Origin of the sequence: Leifsonia sp. Leaf336 (assembly GCF_001423695.1) — a bacterium.
Classification (GTDB): Bacteria; Actinomycetota; Actinomycetes; order Actinomycetales; family Microbacteriaceae; genus Leifsonia.
Map to the genome: position 1 here is coordinate 818452 of NZ_LMOZ01000003.1, position 19869 is coordinate 838320.

The 19869-nt window shown below is 65.3% G+C and carries 17 protein-coding genes; 12 read left to right on the plus strand and 5 right to left on the minus strand.

The window, feature by feature from the left end; translation table 11 throughout:
* Positions 1-197: 197 nt before the first annotated feature.
* The 5 genes from ASF88_RS19325 to ASF88_RS19345 all read right to left on the minus strand — a co-directional run bounded on the left by ASF88_RS19325 (position 198) and on the right by ASF88_RS19345 (position 5140).
* A complete protein-coding gene (locus ASF88_RS19325; RefSeq protein ID WP_157498437.1) occupies positions 198-482 on the minus strand; it encodes a hypothetical protein in 285 nt (94 codons plus the stop codon).
* A 714-nt stretch (positions 483-1196) separates the two neighbouring features.
* Positions 1197-2387 carry an exonuclease domain-containing protein gene (locus tag ASF88_RS19330; RefSeq protein ID WP_055922705.1) on the minus strand — a complete coding sequence of 397 codons (1191 nt, stop codon included), beginning with the start codon at positions 2385-2387 and terminating at the stop codon, positions 1197-1199.
* 329 nt (positions 2388-2716) lie between these two features.
* Entirely contained in the window at positions 2717-3766 is a 1050-nt protein-coding gene (locus ASF88_RS19335) for a lactonase family protein (RefSeq protein WP_055922708.1), read from the minus strand.
* Positions 3744-4397, minus strand: a complete 654-nt coding sequence (locus ASF88_RS19340; protein WP_157498438.1) for an SGNH/GDSL hydrolase family protein — start codon at positions 4395-4397, stop codon at positions 3744-3746. Before ASF88_RS19340 ends, ASF88_RS19335 begins: the two co-directional genes overlap by 23 nt.
* A complete protein-coding gene (locus ASF88_RS19345) occupies positions 4394-5140 on the minus strand; it encodes a FadR/GntR family transcriptional regulator (protein WP_055922714.1) in 747 nt (248 codons plus the stop codon). Before ASF88_RS19345 ends, ASF88_RS19340 begins: the two co-directional genes overlap by 4 nt.
* Positions 5141-5268: 128 nt before the next feature.
* Here ASF88_RS19345 and ASF88_RS19350 point away from each other — a divergent pair, with 128 nt between their 5' ends.
* The 12 genes from ASF88_RS19350 to ASF88_RS19405 all read left to right on the plus strand — a co-directional run bounded on the left by ASF88_RS19350 (position 5269) and on the right by ASF88_RS19405 (position 19851).
* Positions 5269-6246, plus strand: a complete 978-nt coding sequence (locus ASF88_RS19350; RefSeq protein ID WP_157498439.1) for a 2-hydroxyacid dehydrogenase — start codon at positions 5269-5271, stop codon at positions 6244-6246.
* Positions 6247-6285: 39 nt separating this feature from the next.
* Positions 6286-7665 carry an ABC transporter substrate-binding protein gene (locus tag ASF88_RS19355; protein WP_055922721.1) on the plus strand — a complete coding sequence of 460 codons (1380 nt, stop codon included), beginning with the start codon at positions 6286-6288 and terminating at the stop codon, positions 7663-7665.
* A gap of 8 nt (positions 7666-7673) precedes the next feature.
* Complete coding sequence (locus tag ASF88_RS19360) at positions 7674-8642, plus strand: carbohydrate ABC transporter permease (RefSeq protein ID WP_200935342.1); 969 nt, start codon at positions 7674-7676, stop codon at positions 8640-8642.
* 146 nt (positions 8643-8788) lie between these two features.
* Positions 8789-9586, plus strand: coding sequence for a carbohydrate ABC transporter permease (locus ASF88_RS19365; RefSeq protein ID WP_235493568.1), 798 nt, complete (start codon positions 8789-8791; stop codon positions 9584-9586).
* Positions 9587-9588: 2 nt separating this feature from the next.
* Positions 9589-11598 (plus strand): glycoside hydrolase family 31 protein, encoded by a 2010-nt coding sequence (locus tag ASF88_RS19370; protein ID WP_055922724.1) that lies wholly within the window; start codon positions 9589-9591, stop codon positions 11596-11598.
* Positions 11595-12458, plus strand: coding sequence for an NAD-dependent epimerase/dehydratase family protein (locus tag ASF88_RS19375; RefSeq protein WP_055922727.1), 864 nt, complete (start codon positions 11595-11597; stop codon positions 12456-12458). Before ASF88_RS19370 ends, ASF88_RS19375 begins: the two co-directional genes overlap by 4 nt.
* A gap of 14 nt (positions 12459-12472) precedes the next feature.
* Positions 12473-15139 carry a glycosyl hydrolase family 28-related protein gene (locus ASF88_RS19380; protein ID WP_055922730.1) on the plus strand — a complete coding sequence of 889 codons (2667 nt, stop codon included), beginning with the start codon at positions 12473-12475 and terminating at the stop codon, positions 15137-15139.
* 73 nt (positions 15140-15212) lie between these two features.
* On the plus strand, positions 15213-16307 hold the full coding sequence (gene dgoD / locus ASF88_RS19385) for a galactonate dehydratase (protein ID WP_442915039.1): 1095 nt from the start codon (positions 15213-15215) through the stop codon (positions 16305-16307).
* Positions 16301-18088 (plus strand): exo-alpha-sialidase, encoded by a 1788-nt coding sequence (locus tag ASF88_RS19390; protein WP_055922735.1) that lies wholly within the window; start codon positions 16301-16303, stop codon positions 18086-18088. Before dgoD ends, ASF88_RS19390 begins: the two co-directional genes overlap by 7 nt.
* Positions 18078-19025 (plus strand): sugar kinase, encoded by a 948-nt coding sequence (locus ASF88_RS19395; RefSeq protein WP_055922738.1) that lies wholly within the window; start codon positions 18078-18080, stop codon positions 19023-19025. Before ASF88_RS19390 ends, ASF88_RS19395 begins: the two co-directional genes overlap by 11 nt.
* A complete protein-coding gene (locus tag ASF88_RS19400) occupies positions 19015-19647 on the plus strand; it encodes a bifunctional 4-hydroxy-2-oxoglutarate aldolase/2-dehydro-3-deoxy-phosphogluconate aldolase (protein WP_235493569.1) in 633 nt (210 codons plus the stop codon). The genes ASF88_RS19395 and ASF88_RS19400 overlap by 11 nt, the downstream gene beginning before the upstream one ends.
* A gap of 15 nt (positions 19648-19662) precedes the next feature.
* On the plus strand, positions 19663-19851 hold the full coding sequence (locus ASF88_RS19405) for a twin-arginine translocase TatA/TatE family subunit (protein ID WP_055922744.1): 189 nt from the start codon (positions 19663-19665) through the stop codon (positions 19849-19851).
* The last annotated feature ends 18 nt before the right edge of the window (positions 19852-19869 follow it).

A 19869-nucleotide genomic window follows, 5' to 3' on the forward strand; every position in this document is an offset into this window, starting at 1 on the left:
CCGGCCAGCCAGCTGTAGCGCGGTGCCGTGTCCGAAACGATTGCCCTCACACCTACACGTTGTGTTTCCAAGCCGGTTCTGACGCGCAAATCCAAAACTCGTCGGAAATCCACGGCGACCTGACCAGGCGAATCGCTCCCGCCATCGACCCGGCGCACCACTGACCCGGCCGTCTGGCCGGATCAGAGGTCGATGGACTAGGTGCGTGCCGGCTGTGGCGTGAGCTCCTCGGGAGCGAGTCTGTTGAAGTTGACGAAGGGGACGCACGCCGTTTCGGCTGTAAGCGCCGCGAGCCATCCGATCGGAGCGTTCGGGTCGGCGGCGATCGCCCACCCATCCATCACGTAGCGGCTGACGGTCTCCACGCAGTCCTGCTTCTCAGCACCGGTCGGATTCAGGGACCCTTCCACGCCGATGAGTCCACCTTGCAGTTCCGGATCCATGTGGCTGGTGTCGATGATGAATACCCGCATCCCGCTCACTCCCTCATTGGTCGATCGTTCTGAGTGCCTTTCCGGCGGGTGATCGAGAGCGAGCGGAAGGTGTGGAGTGCCGGGACCGTGGAGTACCGGAGGGGAGCGCAGCGGACTGAGGATACGCCGCGAAAGCCCGGCGCGGAGCACTGCGAGGGAGCTACGATCGGGCGACGGGAAGGCTCTCAAACCTCAGCGAGACAGCGCCTCCCGAGGCGACCACGACTTGCGAGCGGATCGCGTGGTTCCTGGGCTAGCGCACTCTTTGTTGATTGCGCCGGAGTGCGCGTCCACGGCGAGCAAGGTGCGTTGTCGCTCCGGGCTCCTCCGCGTACGCCGCCAACCACACGTTAGCTCGCACGCGTCGTTCCTGGGTTACAAGCGCGTGTGCTGCGAAGGGTGTGAGAGCGAGTGCCGCGAAGGTTCCGAGCACAATACCGGTGAGCAGGTTGCTCGGCCAGGGAACTTGTTCAAGGTGTATCGGACTCGTCGGCGCGACCAAAAGCGCCAGGAATGCGATCACGAGTCCCGCGAGTGCGAGCTCGATGTTGGATGAGTCGTCGGATGCGCGACGTTGCAGCTCGGCCTGGACTTGAAGCCTGACGCTGAGAGATTCGCGTTTCAGGTCTCGGACTCGCAGAAGTGTGACGTTGGTGTCGCGGTGGATGTGGCGTTTCACGTCGGTCGGTAGTCTGGCCATCTGTCGGCTAACTCAAGCAGTTGCTACGCATCGAGGAGTTTCTCGAGGCCCGCCTCATTGACGATCGTGACGCCGCATTCACGCGCTGTCTTGGCCTTTCCGGAGAGGGAGTCGGGGTCGGCGGCGACGAGGAGCTTGGTCTTCTTGACAACATTGCTCTTCACGATGAGTCCGAGTCGGGTGAGGACTTCCGACCAGGCTTCTCGAGGCTTTGACATCTCGCCCGTCAGGACGACGATGTCCCCTGGTTCGAGTCGGAAGCCGCTGGTCAGCAACGGCGCAGGCGTGGATGGGGCCGCGGCCAATGAGCTGGCGACGACATCTTCGTCGATGGAGAGGAGCTCGCTGACGCTTCGGATTTCGGCGGCTTCGGCGTCGGTCAGGACGTGGTCCTCCCATGCGGTGGCGACGAGGCCGTCGAAGTATGCGCGGTGGGCGAGTCGAACATCCTCGGGGGTGAGCCCGAGCCCCTGTGCGAGCGCCTCGAGAGCTGAGGCTTCGGACACGGAGACAACCCGATCGAGGAGGGCGAGGTAGTCGACGTTGAGCTGCGCTCCGAGACGTGTGGCAGTGAGTGAGCCCACGAGTCGGTCGACGAAGGAGTGATCCTGTTCGAAGGCCTCTGTTCGAGCGGTCCATCGAACGGTCGGGTCGACCGCGAACGGACCGTAATGTGCAGCCGAAGCAAGCCAGGAGTCCCAGTACGGCCGATTCGACACGGTCCGCATATACAGGCTGAGGAGCTGCGCCGTCGCGAGTGCGTCTCCGCCAGCGCTGTGGGCACTGGCCAGCTGCACTCCCACGGCTGTGCAGCATTCAGCCAATCGGCGATAACCGGAGACCCCTTCGCTCATCCGCATCGTGCAGAGCCAGCGCTCTGGCTCCGCGACGCGCAGGCCGGCCTGAGCCATTTGAAAGCCGAGGAACCTCGAGTCGAATGATGCGTTGTGTGCGACCGGGACGCGGTCATCCAGGAGGTCGGCGACGTTCGGAGCGATCTGTTCGAACAGTGGCGCCCGAGCTGCTGCCGCGGCCGTGATGCCGTGGATATGTTGCGGACCCATGTCGCGGTTCGGGTTCACCAGTGTCTCGTGCCGGGTCTCGATCTCGCCCTCCGGCGATACCAAGACGATTCCGATCTCGACGATCCGGTCATGCTTTGTAGGAAACAGACCAGTCGTCTCTAAATCGACGACTGCGAACCCTTTGCCCATGCGTCACCCCCTCAGCGAGGCTAGCGACCCGGACGAGGCGCCCGAACCCGCCAAAACAGGTGACACTCAACCGAAGATATCGGCCTTTGGAGTCGTCGACGGGCGCTGAAAAGAGTGCTCAGCTGGGCGCTTCCACTTAAGTGCCTGCGTGCATACGCTCTTAGGTTTCATTCCTCTTAGGTTTGCTTCCTTGCCTTCAGTCCTTCTCGACCTCCTTCTTCTGTCCCTGGTTCTCGTTACTTCTTTCCGTCCTCCTCGTTGTCTTTCTTCGACGTTTCTTTCGCCAGCACAATTTGTTTATTTCCGGCAAGGCTCGCCGCGAAGCCGATTTATCCAGACAGTTGGCTCGGCGACCGTGGCGGGCCCAGATGGGCTGAGACGGAGGCTGGAGCATCGATCGGGATCGCGAATGCGTGGCTCGGGATTCCGTTCTTGAGCTCGAAGACCTCGACAGTGTCGGTTCTCCGGTTGGCGACATAGAGCCAGTTGTCGAGTAGGCAATGGTCTCGTGGTTCGTCGCCACCTGTAGCGGTCTCGTCGATGGTTATCAGCGCTCCTCGCTCGTCGGAGCGCAGGGTCGCGAGGACGTTCGACCCGCGTACGGCGGCATGAAGAACGGTGTCGCCGTCGATGGTCATCGTTGAGAGAGAGGACGGGAGATCCTGGCTACCGGACTGCGTTCGGACGGATGATGATGCAATCAGAGCGAGGTCGTGAGGGCCGACGCGTTCGAGTGTCAGTACTTCCGACGAGCCCTCAGTGAGTACGTGAATACGGCCCTTGGCGTCGCGAGTCAGGTGTCGGGGTTGGGAGCCCGTCGGCAGGTCAAGGCCGCCCGATTCCCAAGGCTGCCCTGTAACGTCGAACGACCATATTCGCAGGCGATCGAGCCCAGGGTCCGTCGTGATGATCATCGCGTCGTCGAGGATCAGCGCTGCGTGGGCCCGGGCTCCCTGGTCTACTGCCGGCATCTGGGCCACGCCGCCCCTCCGAGGAACTCCGTTTTCTTGAAGGCGGACGAAGGTGACGTCGCCGTCGCGCCAATCGCTGACGACCAGGAAGCGGCCGGCGGGATCCACAGCAATGTGGCACGGTTGCCGCCCGACGAAGAGGGCGTCCGCGCACTCTAGCTCGCCGTTCGGGTCGAGCTGGAATGTGCGTAGGAGACCTGTCTGCTCTTCGACGGCGTAGCTCACGTCGCCGCACGGAGTGGCCGCAACGAATGATGGTGAGTCGCACCGGAAGCGACTCGAATCGATGATCATGGCCGCTGCGGGCTTCACGACGATCCGGAGCACACCGACTCCGGTTCCGCCCAGGTCGGCTGTGTAACTGCCGATCCACAGAATGTGGTCGTCAGTGCGCGAGCGGGCTGACACGTCCCTCGGATGCTTCCGCGAGCCAAGCCTCGGCGATGAGACGGTGACCGAGCTGGGAGGGGTGGATGCCGTCGGGCGCGAGCTCGAGCGGGCCGAGGTCGGACGCTGCTTCATTCAAGAGCTGGTGAAGCGGAACGATCGGGGCTGCGTAGGCAGAACCGAGGTCCTTGACAATGTCGATCTTCTCGTGGAGCTCAGGCAGCCAGGCTTCTTGTTCCCTGCTCAGGGGAAGGAGAAATGGCTCCATCAGCATGATCCGACTGCCCGATGCAACGGCTTCATCCAGGATTGCGCGAAAGTCCTCGGCGAACGCTTCCGCTGGCGTGTAGTCGTCGCGGTCGAAGTGGCGCCAGACGTCGTTGATGCCTATGAGGACCGTCAATACATCCGTGCGCTGTGCTGCGACCTCGCTCCAGCGTGCGCGAAGGTCGCGGACGCGATTGCCTCCGACGCCGAGGTTGACGATCTCCGATGTCGTGGGGTTGTTCGACAGCTCGTCGGCGATGATGCGAACGTATCCTTCGCCGAGCGCATCTACCTCGGGCCGGTGCCGGTTGGCCTCCGTGACGCTGTCCCCGAAGAACACCAGCGTTTGGTGCGCCTCAGGGAGTGAGGGAGTCGTGGGCGTCACAGGGTAGCTGCTCCGTGGGTGTCCCAGTGCCCGAGAGCGGTGCGCGCTTCACTGTGGGCGTCCCGGATCAGTGTTCGGGAGGTCTCCTCCACCTCCGGATCCGCCTCTGCGATCTGCTCGACGAGGCGTTCATGCATTTCGAGCCCCTTGTGGGTCTCTTCAACGAGGGGGAACACGAGGGTCTCGCGGGTCCGCACGGCCGCGGCGATTACTGTACTGAAGCAGCTGAACATCTTGTTCCCCGAGCGCAGCAGGAGCTCGGTGTGGAACTCGACGTCGGCCTCTGTGAACGCGTGAAGGTCGCGAGCGAGCATCGCGTCGCGCATACGTGCGATGAGGAGTCTGAGGTCCCTGACGGCGTCAGCGTCAGAGAGGCCGGAGATCAGTCGTGCCGCGACCGGCTCCACGGCCAGTCGGGTCGAGTACAGCTCCTCGACCTGCTCGAGACGGTCCTCGCCCTGGAGCCGCCACGAGATCACCTGAGGATCGAGAAAGTTCCACTGGTCCCGGGGCGATACGCGAGTGCCGATCCGCGGGCGCGCCTGAACCAGCCCCTTCGACTCGAGCGCCCGAAACGCCTCCCGGAGCACCGACCGGGACAGACCCAGATTCTCCGCGAGTTGATCGGGCACGATCGACTCCCCGACTCTCAGCGCACCTTGGACGATCGAGCGGCCCAGCTGTTCGACCGTCTGGTCGTACAGCCGCGCGCTCGATGTCGGCGAGATAGTCACAACGCTCACGTCACTCCAACTTCATCCGTGTCTGTCAGCGTCGCTGTTTCAGGAAGAAATCTCTCGAACAGTTGACGCTCGATCATTAAATCATAATAATCAGATTATTCGCAGTCCGACTCGATGAGGAGAACCCGTTGCACGTTGTCGTCGCAGACCCCATGCAGGTGCGCCTGGCCGCTGAGCTGCGCGCCGAACTCGGTGCGGGCGTGACGTGGGAGTTCCTCGATCGGCCCGAGCACATCGACGAAGCGACGACCGATGCCGACGTCTTCGTCGGGTCTCGCCTGAACTCCGATCAGATCCACCGGCGCCCGGCACTCCGGCTCATCCAGGTCGCCGGGGCGGGCTTCGAGGGAATCGACCTGTCGGCCGTCCCGCGCGGAGTCACCGTGGCCAACACATCGCATCACGGGCGTGCGATCGCGGAGTACTGCCTGATGTGCATGCTCGTCTTCTCCCGTAGCCTTCTCGCGGAGGACAGGGCTCTTCGGGAAGGGACGTGGCTGTCCGTGTTCCAGGACCCGGGATCGCCTGTGCATGAGACGTTGGCCGGCCGAACCGTCGGAATCATCGGGTTCGGCGAGATCGGCAGCGAGGTCGGACGCGTCGCCCGAGCCCTGGGCATGCGCGTCGCCGTCGTGCGCCGCTCCCCGCAAGCCACTCCCTCTTCGGAAGCCGACTGGGTGGGGACGCTCGATCAGCTTCCGTACCTTTTGCGCATTTCGGACTTCGTCGTGGTCACGGTCCCCCTCACCGAGGCCACAACGAAGCTGATCGGGCGGGAGGAACTCGCCGCGATGCCTTCCAGTTCCGTGCTGATCAACGTGGCACGCGGCCCGATCGTCGATGAAGAAGCGTTGTACCTGGCCCTTGAGAGCCAGACTATCCGCGGCGCCGCGATCGACGTCTGGTGGCAGTACCCCACCCACGGCAACCAGGGAGAACCCTCACGGTTGCCGTTCGGCGAACTTCAGAACGTCCTCCTCACGCCGCACACCTCCGGGGTGACGACCGATGTCTTCCGCAACCGCATGAAAGACGTCGCCGCGAACATCGCGGCGTTGCGAGACGGCCTCCCGTTTCGCAACGTCGTCTTCCCGGCGCAGCACTAACACCCGAGCACCACATACCGCACACAACAGGAGCAATCGATGAAGATGAACCTCAGATGGGGAGCGGCAGTCGCTGCTACCGCAGCCGTCGGGCTGGCGCTCTCCGCATGCACCGCGTCGGGCAGCACCGACACGAGCACGTCGGCCGGACCGGTGACGATCACGGTGATGGGAATCCCCGCCACCACCAAGCCGGCCGCCCGGCAAGCCTTCATGGACGACATCGCGGCCTTCGAGAAGGCGAACCCGAACATCACCGTCACGCCGACGGACGAGAAGTGGAACGCGCAGTCGTACGTCACCGAACTCGCGGGGGGAACGGCACCCACTCTGCTCTGGGTGCCGCTCACCGATCCGCCCGGGCTCATCGCCCGCAAGCAGGTGGCCGACCTCACCGACGACTTCGCTCAGCTCTCCGCGTCGAAGCAGTTCAACTCGAAGGTGCTCGAGCCGCTGAAGAGCAACGGAAAGCTGTACGGCATCCCGACCGCGGAGTACGCGCTCGGTTTGGCCTACAATCGTGACCTCTTCACCAAGGCCGGGCTCGACCCGGACAAGCCGCCGACGACCTGGAAGCAGGTCGAGGCTGCCGCCAAGAAGATCACCGAAGCGACCGGCGTTCCCGGCTTCGCGGAGATGACCGCCAAGAGTTCCGGCGGCTGGCACTTGACTGCGGGCACATACTCCTATGGCGGGACCATGGAGACTCTCGGCAAGGGTGGCAAGTACTCCGTCCAAGTGGATAACCCCGACGCCGTTTCGTACCTCGACCAGCTCAAAACGATGCGCTGGAAGGACAAGTCGATGAGCGCGAACGCGTTGCTCGGCTACGACGACATCAACAGCGGGTTCGCTGCCGGGAAGTACGCGATGATCATCTCGGCGCCCGATTACTACACGAATTACATTCAGCAGTACCAGGGCGACCCGAACGCTTTCGGCATCACGGCGTACCCGCAGGCCGGCGGCAACACCACGCTCGCCGGTGGAAGCGTCGCCATGGTCAACGCCAAGGCTACGAAGGCCCAGACCGCCGCCGCGGTCAAGTGGATCGACTACCACTGGCTCCGCCCGCAGTACGACACCAAGGCGGCCGCGACCGTGGCGAAGACGAACGCGGCCGCGAAGATCCCCGTGGGTATCCCGGCGGTCCCGCTGTTCAACACCGCGACGCAGGACAAGATCGCCGCGGCGATCAAGCCCTACGTCACGATCAAGACAGCGAACTTCGAGCCGTTCATCAATGGAACGGCGAAACTCAAGCTCAAGGCCGAACCACCGGTGGCAGCCCAACTCGTCTACCAGGCGCTCGATCCGGTGATGCAGGCGGTCCTGACCCGTCAGGACGCCGATCCGGAGACCGAGCTGAAGAAGGCGCAGTCCGCCGCCGAGCAGGCTGTCGCGCAAGCGCAGCAGTGACCGTGAACATCGACACCCTAGGGGAGGCGCCGGTGGCCACGCCGCCGGCGGCCTCCCCAGGAGGGGCCCCCAAGCCGTCAGCACTCGCCACCCGGCGGACGAGGCGGCCACGTCGCTGGCGGCGTGACCTGAGCGCGCTGCTCTTCCTGCTACCGGCGCTCGTGCTCTTCGGCGTCTTCTCCTGGTGGCCCATCCTTCGCAGCCTGCTCCTGAGCCTCCAGTACAACAACCTGGTCGACCCACCGAAGTGGGTGGGCTTGGACAACTTCGCGCACGTCTTCGCGGATCCGATGCTGCTCACCGCAATCGTCAACACGCTCAAGTTCGGGGCGCTGTCGGTTCTGATCGGGTTTCCGCTCCCACTCCTGCTGGCCATCATCATGTTCGAATTGAGGCGGCTCGGTGGTGCGTTCCGAGTTCTCGTCTACATCCCCGTGATCATTCCCCCGGTGGTGTCCGTGCTGCTGTGGAAGTTCTTCTACGACCCCGACAACGGTCTCTTCAACACCGTCCTCGCGACGTTCGGACTCGGCCCGCTCCCCTGGCTGCAGTCTCAGGCGACCGCCCTTCCGAGCCTGGTCGTCCTCATCGTGTGGGCCGGAGCCGGCAGTACCGTCCTGCTGTTCCTTGCCGCTCTGTCGGGCGTCGCCCCCGAGCTGTACGAGGCGGCGGAGGTCGACGGAGCGTCCATCTGGCGCCGCGTCTGGCACATCACCCTGCCGCAGCTCAGAGGGATCATGCTCATCCTCCTGCTTCTGCAGATCATCGGAACTCTGCAGATCTTCACCGAACCGTACGTGATGACCGATGGGGGCCCGGAGAACTCCACCGTCACGATCCTGATGCTGATCTACCGGGCTGCGTTCCTTAACGGCGACTTCGGTTACGCGACCGCCTTGAGCGTGCTCCTTGCCATCGCCCTCGGGATCATCTCCGCCGTCTATCTCCGCCTCACGCGCTCTTGGAGCAAGAACTGATGACCGTCGATACCCAACTTCCTGTACCGGTCGCACCACGACGACGCCGTGGTTCGAGGGACCGTGAGACCGCCGCGCGCAGCGTCATCTCGCCCGCGGATCTTCGTCGGCCCGGTGTTCGCATCGGGGTGCGGGTGACGCAGGGCGTGCTCCTACTCCTCGTCGCCCTCGCGGGGATCGGACCGCTCTGGTGGCTGTTCAAAGGGGCACTCTCCGGCACGCAGGAGCTCCTCCGAAATCCTGCGGCACTCTGGCCCGCGGTAACCCAATGGTCGAACCTCAGCGACGCGTGGACCCAGCTCGACATCGGTCACTACCTGCTCAACACCGTCGTCTACGCGGTCGGCGCCGCCTTGACGCAGGTCCTCGTCGCGGTCACCGCAGGCTTCGCGCTCTCCGTGCTGCGTCCGCGCTTCGGCCCGGTCGTCTATGGCGCGATCCTCGCGACGCTGTTCGTCCCCGGAACTGTTTCGCTCGTCGCGCTCTACCTCACGATCATCGACCTCCCCGGCCTCCACGTGAACATCGCCAACACGCCGTGGGCGATCTGGCTCCCCGCCGGAGCCCATGCGTTCAACGTGCTCATCGCCAAGCAGTTCTTCGACACCCTCCCGCGCGAGCTCTTCGAGGCCGCCTCCGTCGACGGCGCGAGCTCACTCCGCATGCTTTGGCAGATCGCCATGCCGCTCTCGCGACCCATGATGTTCGCCATCGGGCTGCTGTCGCTGATCGGTGCGTGGAAGGACTTTATCTGGCCGCTGATCGCCATGAGCGATCCCACCAGGCAGCCGCTGTCGGTGGCCCTGCCGCGGCTCGCCCAGAACGCCGACCAGGCCTTGCTGCTCGCCGGGATGCTGATCTCCACGATCCCACCGCTGATCGTCTTCATCGTCTTCCAACGCCAGGTCGTGCAGGGTGTCGGCTTCAGCGGACTGAAGGGTTAGCCGTGAACGAGAAGAATCCAACCGTCATCGAGCGCCGCCTCCGTGGTGAGACGCTGCGGGTCGAGCCATGGGGAGCGGACGCCATCCGCGTGCGCTCGACCCGGCGGGGGACGATCGACGAGAAACGTCTCGGCGGCCTCGAGCACGAGCGGCCGCCCGAGACGGACGCCGTCGTCCGCTCCGATGGCGACAGCGTCGTGCTGGAGAACGGGCAGCTCCGGGTCACGATCGACGCCCGGGGCGATCTCGTGTTCGCCTCCACCGTCGATGACCGCACCTTGCTCGCGGAGGATCCGCAGAGGCTTGCATCGACACCGCCGCGATACAGCCGCCGCGAAGGCGGCGCAACGCGGCTGGATGTGCGTTTCACAGCCAACGCGGCGGAGCGGTTCTTCGGTCTGGGGCAGCAGCAGCACGGCCTCCTGGACCAGAAGGGCGCCGTCATCGACCTCATCCAGCACAACTCGAACGTGACGATCCCCTTCCTGCTGTCGAACCGCGGCTACGGTTTCCTCTGGAACGATCCGAGTCCCGGCCGCGTCGAGCTCGGCCGAAACCGCACCCAGTGGTCGGCACAGAACTCCGAACAGCTCGACTACATCGTGATCGCGGGGACCTCTCCGGCCGATGTGCTCGCCCGCTACACCGGGCTGGTCGGGCGCGCGCCTCGATTCCCGGACTGGGCCTCCGGCTTCTTCCAATCCCGCCTCAGGTACTCCTCGCAGGAGGAGGTGCTCGCGATCGCCCGCGAGCACCTCGGGCGCGGTCTTCCGTTGTCCTCCATCGTGATCGACTATTTCCACTGGAACTTCTTCGGCGACTGGTCGTTCGATCGGAGTCTCTGGCCGGACCCGGCGGCGATGGTCGCCGAGCTGCGCGACCTCGGCGTCGAACCGATCGTCTCCGTGTGGCCGGCGGTGAACGAAAACAGTGACAACTTCCGCACGATGGACCGCTCCGGATTCCTGATGACCCAGTCAGAGGGCTTGGGCGTCGGGGCACGATTCCTCGACACGGGGCAAGACGGACCGGCCTTCCTGCACTTCTACGACCCGAGCAACCCGAAGGCGCGCGCATTCGTCTGGGACGCCGTCACGCACGGCTACCGCCGCCACGGCATCGAGAGCTTCTGGCTCGACGCGTGCGAACCCGAGATCGTTCCGCAGGAGCACGCGCAATGGGATTACGCGGCCGGCCGCGCGGATGCGGTCGGTAATCTCTACCCGCATTGGAACGCGCTCGCCTTCAGCGACGGAATGACCGGGGAGAACCCGCGAGACGCCCTCAACCTGACACGGTCGGCGTGGCACGGCACGCAGCGATACGGCGTCGCCCTGTGGTCGGGGGACGTCCCGTCTACGTTCGCCTCCCTTCGCGCCCAGATCCCGGCGGGGATCAACGCCGGGCTCAGCGGCATCGCCTGGTGGTGCAGCGACATCGGCGGATTCCACGGCGACGCGACCAACGACTCTGAGTTCATGGGTGAGCTCGTCTCACGCTGGCTGCAGTTCGGGGTATTCAGCCCGATCATGCGCCTTCACGGCCATCGGGTCCCCGATGTCCCGGGAAAGCTCAAGCACGGCGCACCGAACGAGGTTTGGAGTTTCGGGGACGATGTTCTCGCCGTCGCGACCAAACTGCTCAAGCTCCGCGAATCGCTGCGCCCGTACCTTCATCGCGTGATGGCGGAGGCGACGGATTCCGGGCTGCCGGCGATGCGAGCGCTCTTCCTCCATCACCCCGAAGAGGAGCGCGCCTGGGAGGTCGACGACCAGTACCTCCTCGGCCCCGACCTCCTCGTCGCCCCACTCACCGAACCCGGCCTCGAAACGCGCGACGTGTTCGTCCCCGAGGGGCGGTGGCTCTTCCTCCAGACCGGTGAGAGCGTCGTCGGCCCCACGAACAACCGAATCCGCGTGCCCCTGGACGGCATCCCGGCGTTCGTGCGCGCGGACAGCAGCGTCGCCGCTGAGCTCGCGGACTGGATCCCCCCGGCAGAGGACGCCTCATGACCTGGCTGATCACCGGCAGCGAAGGCCGGCTGGGGCGCGCGGTGACGCGGCAGCTCGAGGCGAACGGCGTCCCGTTCCGCACCTTCGACCGAGTGGCATCAGAACGCGCGGGCCACATCACCGGCGACCTGACCAATCCCGACGACGCGACCGCTGCCGTCGACGGGATCGACAGGGTCATCCACCTCGCGGCGCTTCCGAGTGACAGCGCGGGGTCGCCCGCGGAGATCCTGAAGTCGAACGTGCTCGGCACAATTGAGCTCGTCGAGCACGCCGTTCGCGCGGGCTGCGGGCGCTTCGTCTACGCATCCAGCATCAACGCCCTCGGCGTGACAGGAGTCGGCCAGCCCGACCGGTTACCGGTCGATGCCGAGCAGGCGGCCAATCCCGCCAGTCCCTACCAGATCTCGAAGCGCCTGGCCGAGGAGTACCTGCTGTACGCACACCGTGCGACGGCGCTCGAAGTCGTCATCCTCCGGTCCCCGTTTATCGCGGACTCCGGCCATTACACGACGTGGAGAGCGCCGAATTTCGACGGTCTCCCCCGCACGATGAGCGAGCTCTTCGCCTACGTGGACCTCGACGACTGCGCACGAGCGTTCCGACTCGCCGCCGGGTCGCGCACGACGGATCCCGGGCCATACCTCCTCTCGGCGGAGGACACCTGCTCTGCAGAGCCGACCCGCCGGCTCCTCGACCGTTGGTCCATTCCCGTCCGAGCAGACTTCGACGCGTCGCTCGCCGACGACGAGAACCGGTCCCTCCTCGACTTCGCCCCGACCACCGCCGCACTGGGATGGCGACCCACCACGACCTGGCGCGCGGCATCCATCGCACCATCCGACCATGCACCGCACTGAGAACGGAGTACACGATGTCACCTGAACTCACCCGCCGCACGTTGATCGGCGCTGCCGCCGCAGCAGGCGCCGCGGCCGCGCTCGTCAGCGGATCCGGCGCCGCATTCGGACTGCCTGTCCGGCCGCGCCTGACCACTCCCGGAGCGATCGGGAACCTGACGCCGAGCGGCACGATCGCGAACCTCCCGGCGTCGTTCTATGCTCGGCCCGGCTTAGACGGCATGCCCGTCATCGACTACGAGAGCATGCCGGTCGTCAACATCATGGACCACGGCGCCACCGGCGACGGCGTGACCTCGGACAAGGCTGCCTTCGACAGTGCGATCGCGGCCGTCAACGCGCTCGGTGGCGGAATCATCTACCTGCCCATCGGCCGCTATCTCTTCCCGCCGCCTTCGGGAGGCAGCCCGAACTGGTGGTACCAGTCGACGATCCAGCACGTGCATTTCGTCGGAGAGGGCGAAGGGAGCGTCGTGGTCTTCCGCCGTCCGAAGATGACGACAAATGGGCAGGAAGCACCCGCGTACGCCTCCGGCAACGGCTGGCAATTCGTCAATTCCACCGACGTCTCGCTGAGGGACTTCGCGATCGAGTGGATTCCTCTGAACATGCTCCGTCACTCGACCACCGCCACAGCCCTGTTGGTTCGTACGCCCGAGTCGATGCAGGTGCTGCGGATGTCGATCGGCAACTGTCAGCCCGGTGTCCTGCTTCAGCACGCCAGCAACAGCTGGATGGTGGACAACGTGCTGAGGAACGGTGCTGCGGACGCCTACAACTACGGTGGCGCCAAGAACAGCGTCGCCGCGTACAACTGGGCCGAGTCCGTCGGCGATGACGCCTTCGCCAACTACCAGGACAGCACGCTCTTCCCCGACAGCAACACGATCCCGAACGTCCGCTTCACCCGCAACACGGTCATCAGTGCGTGCTACGGACGCGGGATGACGCTCGGTGGCTCGCACCACATCATCGACTGCAACTGGATCGAGAACAGTGCGGGTGCTGCCATCCTGAGCGACATCAGCACCACGAATCCGGCGACCCTCATCGACGCGCAGGTGCTCCACAACACACTCGTCCGATCGAGCATGGAGATGCGTCCGGACAATCGTCATCTGTCAAGCGGGGGTGGCTACCACGGTGCAGTCGCGTTCCTGAACAAGGTCGACACGTTGACCATCAAGAACAACAGCATCCGCGGGTCGGAGGACAACGACATCGCCATCGGAGTCACCAACTGGCTCGGGGTCACCGGCAACGACATCGAGGTGTTCGGGAACGAGCTCCACGCTGCGGACGGGGTCGGCGTGAACGTGCCGTCGAACAGCACACTCACCGGTCTCGATATCAGTCAGAACCGGATCCTGGAGAACACCGGGGCATCGGTCGCGATCGCCGGCACGGCGACCGGGGTCACCTCCGGGGGCAACTACGTCACGACCCTCCCGAGCGTCACGGGTTCGGTCACCGGTGATATGACCGGGTTCACGACATCGACCTCTGCGCCGTACAGCGACCCCTACGCCCCGCGACGGGCGGAGCCGAGCGAGACCACATGGGCGAACCCGCAGCCGCAGAGCACCACCGGGCTTCCGAGCGTCACCGTGACGTCCTACGGAGCGGTCGGCAACGGCATCCACGATGACACGCCCGCATTCCGAGCGGCGCTCGCCGCTTTGCCCGCGACGGGAGGAATCATCTCGGTTCCTGCCGGCCAATTCCTCCTGCAGGTCGACCCGGCCCACTCCACGTTCCGAGACACGAAGATCACGCACCACTTCGCAATCGAAGAGCGAGACAACGTGCACATCGTCGGCGCCGGAGCGACCTCCGTCATCGTCTGCTCCAGCGCGGAGGACCAGGGGGTCAGGATCATCGGAGGGCAGGGTTGCTCGGTCTCTAACGTAGCGTTCACCCTCCCTGACCGCCCCGACCTCCGCCGGATCCGTGCGCTCCTCGAGATTACGGGAGCCAAGGACGTCGCCGTCACCGATGTCACGTTCACCGGTGCCAGCGGGTCCAACCTGCTGATCGACACGTGCACCGGGGTCTACGTGGGCAACGTCACCAGCGAGAACGCCAACATGTACGGCATCGACATCGAAGGCTCCCGCCAGGTGCGGGTCACCGGCTGCACCGCGAACAACAACCGCGACGGCGGCATCCAAATCGGCTGGGTCGGCGCGGTCTTCCGCGAAGCCCAGTTCGTCCACGTGGACTCCAACACCGTCGACGGGTCGGTGGAGGGCGCCGGGATCCTGGCCAGCAGCGGCTTCAACCTCCTCATCGACGGCAACACGATCAGCAACACCTGCCAGGCGGGCATCTATCTCTGGGGCAGGGCGCCGGAGTACCCGATGTACTCCGCCGACATCACCAACAACACCGTCACCAACGCCTGCAGCGGTGCGTATACCTACACCCCGGGCGCGATCGCGATCCATTCCATCCGGGAGAACGCGGGAACGACGGCAGGCACATTCACCATCACCGGCAACACGATCGACACGACCCCGTTCTCGGGAGTCTGGGTCGGGGGCAAGTCGCCCATCGGCTCGATGCTCAGTCAGATGAACTCGCTCACCGTGTCCGGGAACACGTTCACCGGCGTCGGGGGGAGCAACGTGCTCATCGCGACTGACCAGCAGGCGAAGATCGCCACCCTGACCATCGTCTAGAAGGATCAACAGGAATCAGACAGTGAGAATCGAACGAGTAGAGACCTTCCAAGTCGCGCCCCGATGGCTCTTCGTGGCCATCACGACCGACGACGGCCTGACCGGCTGGGGAGAGCCGGTGGTCGAAGGCCGGGCGGCGACGGTCGCGACGGCCGTGGCCGAGCTGAGCGAGTTCCTCGTCGGCTCGGACCCGACGAGGATCGAAGACACCTGGCAGGTGCTGACGAAGGGAGGCTTCTACCGGGGCGGCCCGGTGTTCGCGAGCGCCGTCGCCGGCATCGACCAAGCCCTCTGGGACATTGCAGGGAAGCGGCTCGGTGTGCCGGTCTACGAACTCCTCGGCGGACCAGTTCGCGACCGGGTGCGCATCTACGGTTGGATCGGCGGCGATCGCCCGAGCGACCTGGCGGCGGATGCCGAACGCCAGGTCGTCGCAGGCCTGACGGCCATCAAAATGAACGGTTCGGAGGAGCTTGCAGCGATCGATGTCCCGCGTTCGCTCTCCCGACTGGTGGACCGGGTCGCCGAGGTCCGCGATGTGCTCGGCGACTCCCGGGACATAGCGATCGACTTCCACGGTCGCTACTCACCCGCCATGGCCCGGCGGGCGCTGCCGCTGCTCGAACCCTTCTTCCCGCTGTTCGTCGAGGAGCCGGTCGTGCCCGAGCTCTCGCACCTGATCGGCCAGATCGCGCACGAGACGCCCATCCCGATTGCGACGGGCGAGCGGCTCTACTCGCGCTGGGACTTCCGCGACGTCCTTGCGGGAGGAATCGCTGTCGCCCAACCCGACCTGTCGCACGCGGGAGGCATCTCCGAGGTGAGGCGGATTGCGACGGCCGCGGAGACGTACGGCGTCTCGCTCGCGCCGCACTGCCCGCTCGGCCCCATCGCGCTCGCGGCGTGCATCCAGGTCGATGTGGCCACGCCGAATTTTCTCATCCAGGAGCAGAGCCTCGGGATCCACTACAACGTGCAGACCGACCTGCTCGACTATCTGGTCGACCGCTCTGTCTTCACGACTGCAGACGGGTACATCGAACGGCCGCTCGGCCCCGGCTTGGGGATCGAGATCGACGAGAAGGAGGTGCGCCGCGCCGCCCAGTCGCCACACAACTGGCACAACGCGATCTGGCGACACCTCGACGGGAGCTTTGCAGAATGGTGACCACCGCATCCGGGCCGCAGCTGCCCGACGACACTCAGAGAGCACGTCACGACCCCCGACTGATCGAGAACGGTCACGTGATCCAAGCGAACGGCTACAGCGACCAGCCCTACGTCGTGGTGACCCGATCGGGATCATGGCTATGCGTCGTGACCAGCTCCGACGCCCACGAGGGAGACTCCTCCCAACGCATCATCGCCCGGACGAGTACGGATCGCGGCTTCACCTGGTCGGACCCGATCGACATCGAGCCAGCCGACGGCCCCGAGGCGTCCTGGGCCGTCCCGCTCGTCACGTCTTCGGGCCGGATCTACGTGTTCTACACCTACAACGCGAAGAACATCCGCGAGGTGCCCACCGACACTGGGCGCAGCCCGCGCGTCGACACCTTGGGTGACATGGTCTTCCGGTACTCGGACGATGAGGGACGATCCTGGTCGGCCAACCGCTTCGATGTCCCGATCCGCACCTACGACATCGACCGTCGCAACCCCTACGGCGGCGACGTCCAGTTCTGGTGGTCGGTCGGTAAGCCCGAGATCGTCGGCACGAGCGTCTTCATCGCGGCTTCCAAGGTCGGTGAGTTCCGCGAGGAGTCCCAAGGGTTCCAGAAGACCAGCGAGGGTTTCCTGCTCCGTAGCGACAACATCCTGGCGGAGCAGGATCCGACGAAGATCACCTGGGAGACGCTACCCGATGGTGAGTTCGGGCTCCGGGCTCCTGAGGGCGAGGTGGCCGAGGAGCACAAGGTCGTCGGCCTCCGCAACGGCGATCTCTATTGCGTCTACAGGAGCGAGAAGGGATACGTCGCGAGCGCGACCAGCCGAGACGGCGGACACACCTGGTCGACGCCGGAATGGGCGACCTTCGCCTCCGGGCGGCCGATCAAGAACCCTCGGGCGGCGACATTCGCCTGGTCGTGCGGGGACGGTCGACACCTGCTCTGGTTCCACAACAACAGCAACACCTGGTTCGGCACCTACCGCAACCCGGCCTGGCTGAGCGGCGGGATCGAAGTGGACGGCGTCATCCAGTGGTCGGAGCCCGAGATCGCGATCTACGCGGACAACCCGCAGGTCAGTATGAGCTACCCGGACCTCGTCCAGTTCGATGGTCGGTTCTCCCTCACCGAGACCGAGAAGCACACAGCGCGCATCCACGACATCGACGACGAGCTGATCCAGGGACTCTGGGGCCGGCGTTCGCAGCGCCTGGAGGAGGACATCGTCCTCGACTACGTCGACGGAGCGGACGAGACAGCGTTCACCGTCACGCCCTTCCAACTGCGCCGGGGGAACTGGAGGATCGAGGACGCCAGAGCAGGATTCACCCTCTCGCTCTCTATCGAAGTACACGATCTGACCCCCGGCCGGATACTTGTCGACAACCGCGACTCGACGGGCCGCGGGATTTGCCTGGAGATCGAGCACGAAGGACGGCTTCGTTTCATCATGTCGGACGGCCGCAGGGAGTGCTCATGGACATCGGACGCCGGCACCCTTGCTGCGGGCGCGGAGACGCATATCGGGGTCATCGTGGACGGCGGGCCCAAGATCGTCCTGTTCATGGTCGACGGACGTCTGCAGGATGGCGGCGACGCCCGCCCGTATGGGTGGGGCCGGTTTAGCGACGACCTCCGAGATGTCAACAGTGCTCGGCCGCTCTCCGTCCACGGGCGGGGACGTCGCGAAGTGCGGGCGCTGCGGATCTACGACCGTGCTCTGCGCGTGGCGGAGGTCGTCGAGCTCCGGGGGCGATCGAGAGCGCAGCATGCCAGCTGAAACCCATCGGCGTGTGATCACCCTGGGGGAGGCCATGCTTCAGGTAACCCCGTCACCAATCGGCCCGTTGGCCCAGGCCACCGCCGCATCCCTGGCCGTTGCAGGCGCCGAGTCGACGGTGGCCAGCTACCTCGCCATGCTTGGACATCACGCGATCTGGCTGAGCGCTGTCGGCGACGATCCCATCGGTGAGCGGATCGTCTCGGAGATCCGTTCAGCCGGGGTCTACACCGCGCATGTCCAGCGGGATGGGTTTGCGCCCAGTGGCGTCTACTTCAAGGATCCGACGAGCGGCGGTTCCACGGCAGTGCACTATTACCGGAGCGGGTCCGCTGCGTCGCGCATGGGCCCCGACACCTTCGCGGACTTCCGCTACCTCCGTCATGACCTGGTTCATCTGAGCGGAATCACTCCCGCGCTCTCCGCAACGTGCGCACGGCTGGTCGAGTCGGTGATCCGGGAGGCCCATGCGGCGCATGCCCGTGTCTCCTTCGATGTGAACTTCCGGCCCGGCCTGTGGCGAGCCGAGGACGCGGCTGGGACGCTGGCGGAGCTGGCGAATCAAGCCGACATCGTCTTCGTCGGACTGGACGAAGCCCACGTGCTGTGGAGCACGGCGACCCCCGACGACGTGCGCGACGTGCTCGCCCGACCGGAGATCCTCATCGTGAAAGACAGCTCGATCGGGGCGACCGCCTTTCAGGCCTCGTCGTCCAGCTTCGAGCCGGCACTCCCGGTCGAGGTCGTCGAGCCCGTCGGAGCAGGCGACGCCTTCGCCGCCGGTGTCCTGCACGGGATGCTCACGGAGCAGGATATCTTCGCATGCCTCCGCTTCGGACACCTTCTTGCGTCGTCCAGTCTCTCCAGTCCGGGTGATCTCGGGCCCCTCCCGGCCGAGCTGGCCGCCAATGCCGAAAGGACAGTCCGTGACTTCTGAAGCCGCCGGCTTCGCTGGCATCCTTCGTCAACGACCTCTCGTCGCGATACTCCGGGGAATGGACATATCGGAGGCGATGACCATCGCGGAGAGGGTATGGGATCGAGGGATCGGGATCGTCGAGGTCCCCGTCCAGGATTCTGCTTCGTTTACTACCTTTCAGGCAGTGCTGGACCAGGGGGCAGAACGCGGCGAAGCCGTCGGGGCGGGCACGATCGTCGATATCGAACTGCTTCGGCGGGTCGTCGATGCCGGTGCATCCTTCACCGTCGCTCCCGGGCTCGACCTGGACGTGCTTGTGGGTAGTAACAGCGCCGGCGTCCCACATCTGCCCGGCGTCGCTACGGCAACCGAGCTCCAGACGGCCTTACGGGCCGGATGTACGGTCGTGAAAGCCTTTCCCGCGTCGAGCCTCTCGTCGCGGTGGATGCGGGAGATGAGGGGGCCATTTCCGCAAGTCTCCTGCGTCGCGACCGGCGGCATCGACGCGAGTAACGCCGCAGAATTCCTCGCCGCAGGGGCGATCGCTCTCGGTGTCGGTTCGGCGCTCCAGTCGGCGTCGTCGGCGTCGGAACTCTTCGACATCGCCGAGGAAGCACTCGCCGTGAGGCGAGAGCACTAACGAAGGGACACCGCTATGTTCGCCAATCTCACCGGATGGCACCTGCTCATCCTCTTCGCCGTCGTCCTGCTGCTGTTCGGTGCCTCCCGGCTGCCCGCGCTCTCGCGCAGCATCGGCCAATCCATGCGGATCTTCCGAACGGAAACGCGTGACCTCGGGAACGGCGCGTCGTCCGAGGAGCCCACCGACCCACCGAGGCCCTGATGCCGGCTCGATCCGACT